Source organism: Paraburkholderia silvatlantica, assembly GCF_003096715.1.
In the GTDB taxonomy this organism is placed as follows: Bacteria; Pseudomonadota; Gammaproteobacteria; order Burkholderiales; family Burkholderiaceae; genus Paraburkholderia; species Paraburkholderia silvatlantica.
In genome coordinates, this window is the sequence record NZ_QEOL01000022.1 from 160,252 (window position 1) to 166,757 (window position 6,506).

Annotated in this window: 6 protein-coding genes and 1 pseudogene; 3 read left to right on the forward strand and 4 right to left on the reverse strand. The window is 65.5% G+C overall.

Annotated elements, in window-relative coordinates; genetic code table 11:
* Window positions 1–8: 8 nt before the first annotated feature.
* Window positions 9–977 carry a hypothetical protein gene (locus C7411_RS26420; protein WP_110386955.1) on the forward strand — a complete coding sequence of 323 codons (969 nt, stop codon included), beginning with the start codon at window positions 9–11 and terminating at the stop codon, window positions 975–977.
* Between the two features lie 358 nt (window positions 978–1,335).
* On the opposite strand, the gene C7411_RS26425 is transcribed toward C7411_RS26420, so the two are convergent.
* Together C7411_RS26425 and C7411_RS26430 are read right to left on the reverse strand one after the other, a co-directional pair.
* On the reverse strand, window positions 1,336–1,863 hold the full coding sequence (locus C7411_RS26425) for a hypothetical protein (RefSeq protein ID WP_110386956.1): 528 nt from the start codon (window positions 1,861–1,863) through the stop codon (window positions 1,336–1,338).
* A gap of 202 nt (window positions 1,864–2,065) precedes the next feature.
* A complete protein-coding gene (locus C7411_RS26430) occupies window positions 2,066–3,529 on the reverse strand; it encodes a carbohydrate porin (RefSeq protein ID WP_110386957.1) in 1,464 nt (487 codons plus the stop codon).
* A gap of 54 nt (window positions 3,530–3,583) precedes the next feature.
* Here C7411_RS26430 and C7411_RS37125 point away from each other — a divergent pair, with 54 nt between their 5' ends.
* Entirely contained in the window at window positions 3,584–3,979 is a 396-nt protein-coding gene (locus C7411_RS37125; protein WP_133253706.1) for a hypothetical protein, read from the forward strand.
* Between the two features lie 237 nt (window positions 3,980–4,216).
* Here the strand turns inward: C7411_RS37125 and C7411_RS26440 are convergent, their stop codons facing one another.
* On the reverse strand, window positions 4,217–5,449 hold the full coding sequence (locus C7411_RS26440) for an NAD(P)/FAD-dependent oxidoreductase (RefSeq protein WP_110386959.1): 1,233 nt from the start codon (window positions 5,447–5,449) through the stop codon (window positions 4,217–4,219).
* A gap of 149 nt (window positions 5,450–5,598) precedes the next feature.
* On the opposite strand from C7411_RS26440, the gene C7411_RS26445 reads away from it, so the two are divergent.
* On the forward strand, window positions 5,599–6,240 hold the full coding sequence (locus C7411_RS26445) for a helix-turn-helix domain-containing protein (protein WP_110386960.1): 642 nt from the start codon (window positions 5,599–5,601) through the stop codon (window positions 6,238–6,240).
* A 53-nt stretch (window positions 6,241–6,293) separates the two neighbouring features.
* On the opposite strand, the pseudogene C7411_RS26450 reads toward C7411_RS26445, so the two are convergent.
* A pseudogene (locus tag C7411_RS26450) lies at window positions 6,294–6,506 on the reverse strand (urocanate hydratase); the annotation flags it as partial.

Here is a 6,506-nt window from a genome sequence, read left to right on the forward strand (position 1 = left end):
GTCCCTCCATGGACACGACCGCAAGGCACGCGACGGGCATCGCATTGCTTGCAGTGGGCTGTGCAATATCGGCAGCGTCCCACGCCTATAGCAAGGAAGAAGACGCTGCGGCGCAGGACCGCGAAGTCCAGGCGGCCTATGACCGGGGCTACAAGGCAGCCAGGGAGGAGATGGCGCAGGCGGCGGCTCCTGCTGCAGCGCCCGCGAAGAAGACCGCCAGCGCGGCTGCGCAGAAACCTGTCCTCGACATCAAGCACACGTATAGCGACGCGGGCGAGGTCTCGACGGTCATGACCGTGCCAGTCGTGGTCAAGCCGCTCGGGGATGGACAAGGTCCGCAAAGCGGACAAAGCGCGGGAGAGACGCAAGAGGTGCAAGACGTCCAGGACTCCACCGCCGCGGCGCCGGCCGCAGCGGCGGCTCCCGATCAGACGAACGCACGCGCCACCGTTGCGCACGCCGCCAACGCTGCGCCGGCTGCGGCCACCCGGCAACCGCAGCCGCAGTCGCAGTCGCAGTCGCAAGCCTACGCGCAGGCGGGTGGGAACCGTCGCTCCGTTGCGGCAACGCCGCCCGCGCAGGACGACGTCGCGCCGCCGGAGTCGCTTGCGAGCAACGAAGCCGTCGACGAACCGGAGCCGCCGCGCTCCGCGCAGATCTACTCGACGCAGGGCCAAGGTTACGCCCAACCCTACTACCAACCGGCGCAGCCACGGGTCCAGCAATACGCGCCGCCGCCCCAGCCGTATGGCTATGCCCAGCAGCCGGCATATGCGCAGCAGCCCACCTATGCGCAGCAGCAGCCGGTGTATGCGCAGCAATACGCCCAGCAGCAATATCCGCAGCAGCAGCCCATGTACGCACAGCCCCGGCCCGCTTACTACCCGCCGCCCGCACCGTGGGGCGCGCAGTACCAGCAACCGCCGGCGCGCTGGGTGTACTGGTCGCCGCAGTACGGGCGCTGGATGTATTACTGAGCGCCGCTTACCAGCGCGCGTCGTTCGTCTGGCAGGCGAGCAGGCAACCCAGGGCGGGGATGGCACCGACCGGGCCGATGCCGAAACCCAAGCAATATTTTCCGCGGCCGTCGCGCAGCCCTGCAGCGTCAGCGTCGAGCTGAGCTGCACGGGGAGCAGGAGCCGACCCAGGATGCGCGAACAGGTTGGGCGTCGTTGTGACATGGGGCGTGGGTCCGGGGAGGATCTTTATGCGGTCGACGAGGTTGTCAGCTTACTGACTCGCCTCACTCGCATTCCCGGGAGCAACGTGTCACCGCGGCAATGCCTTACGAATTACCTCGCGGCGGCAAGGTAGCGGGTGGCGGGCAGAGGTTCGCTAGAACCCATGCCGGGCGCTGATCGCCGCACCAGTGTCATGCGAGCGCGCCAACGGAAGATGCGCATCGGCAGAGAAATCCCAGTCGCCGACCGTGACGAGCGGCGGCGTTTGCGGGTGGAGCGCCTGGTTGGGAATCCCATTGCTGTCGACCTGGGCTCCCGGCGTGCGCGCCCCGTTGCCTGCCGCATCGACTGCGCCGTCGGTTCCGTCCGGAGTGCCAGGCGTCGCAGCGGTGGTTTTCGCCAGATGCGCGCCGTACTGCCTTTCAAACGGCGACGGGTATTCGTAGCGTTGCGCGATTGCGGGCAAAGAGACTGAAGGAGCCGCCGGCGCAGGTGCGGCCGCAACGGCGTGTTTCGTGGCGTGACCCTTCGCGTCCTTCTGGAGGTGCTGTTGGACGTGCTGTTGGACGTGCTTCTGGACCGGCTTCTGGGTGTGCGCCGCCCTGGCGGGTTCGGCCGCCGAGACGCTGGCAAGCGCCAGAAGAAAGACACCCAAAAGCCATCCCTGGATCGGATGCTTCATGGAACGAAATCTGCGTTTGGAAACTGGTGCCGCATCGAATAGCTGCGCAGCACTCGACTCTGGAGTCTAGATCAATCACAAGTCCGACCAATCGGGGTCTTCCCTCGCCTTTCGCTCGCATCTTCACGCGGACGACGCAGCGCTTCGACATACTGCACGCTCCTGCCGCCGCCAATCCAGCGGCGGGAGCGGCATTCTCCAGTCAGAATGCGACAGTCGTGCGCAGGCCGAGCACCGCCTCGTCGCCAATCCGCCGAGACGGGTTCTGCGGGTCCGGAATGCCGCCCGCGGGCCGGAAGAAATACTGGAAGTCCGCCTGCAATTGCCACCACGGCGCGATCTGATACTGGTAAGTCGCTTCCAGAACCGTCTCGGCGCTGCGCGACGGGTAGCCAGGCGTCGAGACCGCCTGGGCGCTCGCGTAGTCCTGCGCGTGCGAGCCGATGTGCGCGTAGCCGACAGCCAGGCCGGCCACGTCGTTATCGCGTCCCTTGAACGGCGCCTTGAGCGTCACGCCCGCGCTCACCCCGAGGTCCACCAGGTTGCGGTCGCCGGGCGCGCCCATCACGCGCGCGAACACGCCCACCGATTGCGGACTGTCGGGGCTCGGACGCCACACCATCTGGTCCGCCACGGCATAAATGCTGTAGTTGCCCCGATGGCTAACCGGGCCGCCCACGCCCGTCACGCCCGTTGCCGGATCGGCGAAGCGGTTGCTGTTGTACCAGAAGCCAAGCTTGTAGGTGCCGGGCATTCCGCCTGGTTTGGGATCCGACTGATTAGCGGACGGCTGATTAATTGCATACTGAATTTCGCCGATCACCAGCGCGCCATTGCCCAGGTTGAAATTCGTGCCGCTCGCGTTGAGCTTTTGCGGGTCGCCCTCGCCCGGCGCCGGATTGCCGTCGAATACGCCGCCGAGCACGGTGATCGCGTCGGCAGGTGTGGCGCGCACGCGCACGCCGAGCGACGAAAGCGGATACGCAGGGCCGCCCGCAGGCAGATCGACGGACGGCAGCACCGACCAGCCGAACGTCGCGTTCATGAACGCATTCGCGTACTGGCTGACCATGAACTCCTGGTCGAGGCTTTGTTGACCGATTTTCACGTCGACCTTGCCGCCAGGCAGCGTCTGCTGGTACCACAATTCCCACAGGCGGGTCGAGGCATCGGCCTCGATGCCGCTCGCGTTCTGCAGCGTTTGCAGGTTGCGCGCAGTCAGGCTCGTGCCGTGAATCTGGAAGCCGGACACATTGAAAATGCCGCCCGGCAAACCAAACGCCTTCTGCGTGTCCATGCCGAGGCTGAATTCAGTCACACCTTGATAAGCGCCACCGCGACTCGTTCCGCCACTCAGGTTGCCCATGTACTCGCTGGTTTCCTGCAGACCGAACGACAAGCCGTACTGGGCGAGCCAGGGCCGCAAGCCGCCCATATCGCCAAAGAGGTTCGAGCGTTCCCAGAGGCCCGTGGGCCCGGCAGCGTTCTGATCGGCAGCGGGCGCTTGTTGCTGATCCGCTGCGCCCGATGACGAAGCCGGTTGTGCGGGCGAATTTTCGCCGCTGGCCTGCGCGAAGGCGGCGGGCACGACACCCAGCGAAAGGACCGCGCTCAGCGCAATGGGCGCGGCCGAACCGGGCAGCCTGCTCTTGAAGATGTTTTTCATAGTATTTGTGGGGCGGTAGTAAGTTGCGTGCAGGTCCGCTATTCAACGCAGAGCGTGCCTGCGAAGCTTGATGAAACTGTGACCGGCGCGCAGGTTTTCTACGCGAAGCGCGGCCGCGGCCATCAAGGACGCACCGGCTCGGCGGCGCACGCCGGCAGGCATGGTGCGAAACGCAGCCGCGAAAGCGAAGCCGTGCAGGCAGGCGAACTCCGGCGCGGCCACGAGCATCCGTGCGCAACGGCTGACAGCCAGCAACGCGCGCAACTGAAAGACAGGAAAGAGAAAGACGAACATCATCCCTCCACGTTGGCCGCTTCAAAAGCGGACGAAATGCGAAAGCGCAATCATTCCTGCAAGCAAGCTTGCAAATGGCAATCGATCAGAGGGAGCGTGCTGCTGGGAGACTGGTCGCAAATGAGACTGAGACCAGTCAGTAACGAAGCGCGCTAACCCGGCGTAAGCGAGTTAGCGGCGAAGGAGTGAACCTGCGGCGGCTATCTCGCGGTGGTGTCGCCGGCGCTGGCCGGCATCGGACTTCCACTATTGGAACATGCGTCCACGGAGGACTCCTTTGCTATGACGGGGCCGATTGTATTGGGCACGCAGATAAAAAATCAAGTAAAAGAAGCATAAAGACGAGGCCAGCCAGCAACCGCCACGCGGCCGTTGGCGCGCGTTGGCGCCGCGTCAGAACCGCTCGACGCGGAATGGCCGGGGGTCCACCACCGTCGGCGCGCCCGTCATCATTTCCGCAATCAGACGCCCCGTGACCGGGCCGAGCGTGAGGCCGTGGTGCGCATGGCCGAAAGCGAACCAGAGGTCGTCGTGCTTCGACGCGGGCCCAATGATCGGCATCATGTCAGGCGTGCAGGGGCGGCGGCCCAGCCACGGCTCGGCATCGAGCCGCGCGCCAAGTGGGAAGATGTCGCGCGCGAGCGGCTCCGCCGCTTCGAGCTGAATGGGCGTTTTGGGCGAATCGCGAAAGCCGAGTTCGACGCCGGTCGTGAGACGCGTGCCGCGTACCATCGGCGTAATCAGGAAGCCCGCTTCGGCGTCGAGCACCGGCTGATTCAGCTTCGCGCCGTTCGTGAGCGCGTAGTGCATGTGATAGCCGCGCTTCACGGCGAGCGGCAACTCGTAGCCGAGCCGCGCAGTGAGATCGCCCGACCACGGCCCCATGGCGATGACCGCCGACTTCGCGAGCACGGGGCCGTCCTGTGTCATGACGCGCCAAGACGGTTCGAGCGTCGCGGCGTCGCCAATCAGCACGCAGCCGCCAAGCTGTTCGAAGTGCTTCGCGTAGGCCGTTACCAATCCCTTCGGATCGCTAACCGAATCGGAATCGGTGTAGCGCACGCCGCCCACCAGCGTGTGGCTGAGCGCGGGCTCGGCGGCGCGCAGCGCCAAGGCGTCCAGCACCTCGTGGCCCACACCGTACTCGCGCTGCCAGCGTTGCGCTTCGGCCACCGTGGTTTCCATGGCGGCGGCGCTGCGAAACACCTTCATCCAGCCGTTGGTGCGCAACAGCGCCTGCGCGCCCGCCTCCTCGATCAGCGCGCGATGCTCGGTCACACAATGCTCGATGAGCGTGGCATACGCGCGCGCGATCTCGGCGTGCCGGTCGGCGCGCGAATGGTACCAGTAGCGATGCAGAAACGGCAGCAGCCTGGGCATCGCCCCCGGGTGATAGCGCACGTCCGTCGAGCGGTTGCGCGCATAGCGCAGCAGCGTGGCAAGCTCACGCGGAAAAGCGTAGGGGTAGACGCCCTCGCGCTGAATCAATCCCGCGTTGCCGTGCGATGTTTCATTGCCTGGCGCCCTGCGGTCCACGAGCGCGACCGAGAGACCGCGCCGCTGCAATTGCAAGGCCACCGAGACGCCGACGATACCGCCGCCAAGCACGATCGAATCGAATTTCATCACGCAATGTTCCTGGCTAGAGGGCACTCAGGCGAGCATTCGCGGCCAGCAAATCGTAGTACTCGAGCGCCGTGCCCAGCGTTGATGCGAGTTATCATATACGAGAAAAAAATTTCTCGTATTCGACAAAACCCGCAACCGTCCCTTCCATGGCAAAGAGCACAGCACGAAATAACGCAACCGGGCAGGCGGCAACGGAGATCGATCACGCGGCCGTTGGCGCGCGTTTGCGTGAGGCGCGCAAGGCGCGCGAGCTGACATTGATGCAGCTATCGGAGCTGTCGGGCATCGCCGTCTCGACGATTTCGAAGGCCGAGCGCGGCGACATTGCGCTCACCTATGACAAGTTCGCGGCGCTCGCGCACGCGCTGAAGGTGGACTTCGACACGATTTTCGGGCGCAGGAAGCGCAAGGCGGCCGGCCCGATGAAGCCGTCGCTCACGCGCGCCGGCAGGCAGACGATCTACGACACGCCGAACTACGAGTACGGCATGATCGCCAACGACCTCACGGGCAAGCGCATGGTGCCGATGCGCGGACGCATCCACGCCCGCACGACGGACGCGTTCCCCGATTACATCCGCCACAGCGGCGAGGAGTTTCTGTTCCTCCTGCGCGGCGAGCTGGAACTGCAATTTGAAAACGGCGCTGTCTTCAGGCTGTCGCCCGGCGACAGTCTCTACTTCGACAGCGCCGTAGGGCACGTGTATCTCAGCACGGGCGCCGAGGAGGCCGAGGTGCTGGTCTGTTGCGTAGACAACGACTCACACCGGCTGCCCGAAACGCTCTGAGCGAGCGCTCGCAAACGTGACGGCGCCGGGTTTGAACGGCGGCGTCGCGCCGCTCATCGCCCGAGCATCGGCAGCTTGAGACCCGCCTCGCGCGCCGTTTGCTGCGCGAGTTCGTAGCCGGCATCCGCATGACGCATCACACCCGTGGCCGGATCGTTCAGCAGCACGCGGCCAAGACGCTCGTGCGCCGCCTGCGTGCCGTCCGCCACGATCACCACGCCCGCGTGCTGCGAAAAGCCCATGCCGACGCCGCCGCCATGATGCAG

What these genes read in the sequence shown, in the direction of transcription:
- C7411_RS26425 (WP_110386956.1), bottom strand. Translation starts at nt 1,863, where the DNA reads ATGAAGCATCCGATCCAGGGATGGCTTTTGGGTGTCTTTCTTCTGGCG.
- C7411_RS26440 (WP_110386959.1), bottom strand. Translation starts at nt 5,449, where the DNA reads ATGAAATTCGATTCGATCGTGCTTGGCGGCGGTATCGTCGGCGTCTCG.
- C7411_RS26420 (WP_110386955.1), top strand. Translation starts at nt 9, where the DNA reads ATGGACACGACCGCAAGGCACGCGACGGGCATCGCATTGCTTGCAGTG.
- C7411_RS26445 (WP_110386960.1), top strand. Translation starts at nt 5,599, where the DNA reads ATGGCAAAGAGCACAGCACGAAATAACGCAACCGGGCAGGCGGCAACG.
- C7411_RS26430 (WP_110386957.1), bottom strand. Translation starts at nt 3,529, where the DNA reads ATGAAAAACATCTTCAAGAGCAGGCTGCCCGGTTCGGCCGCGCCCATT.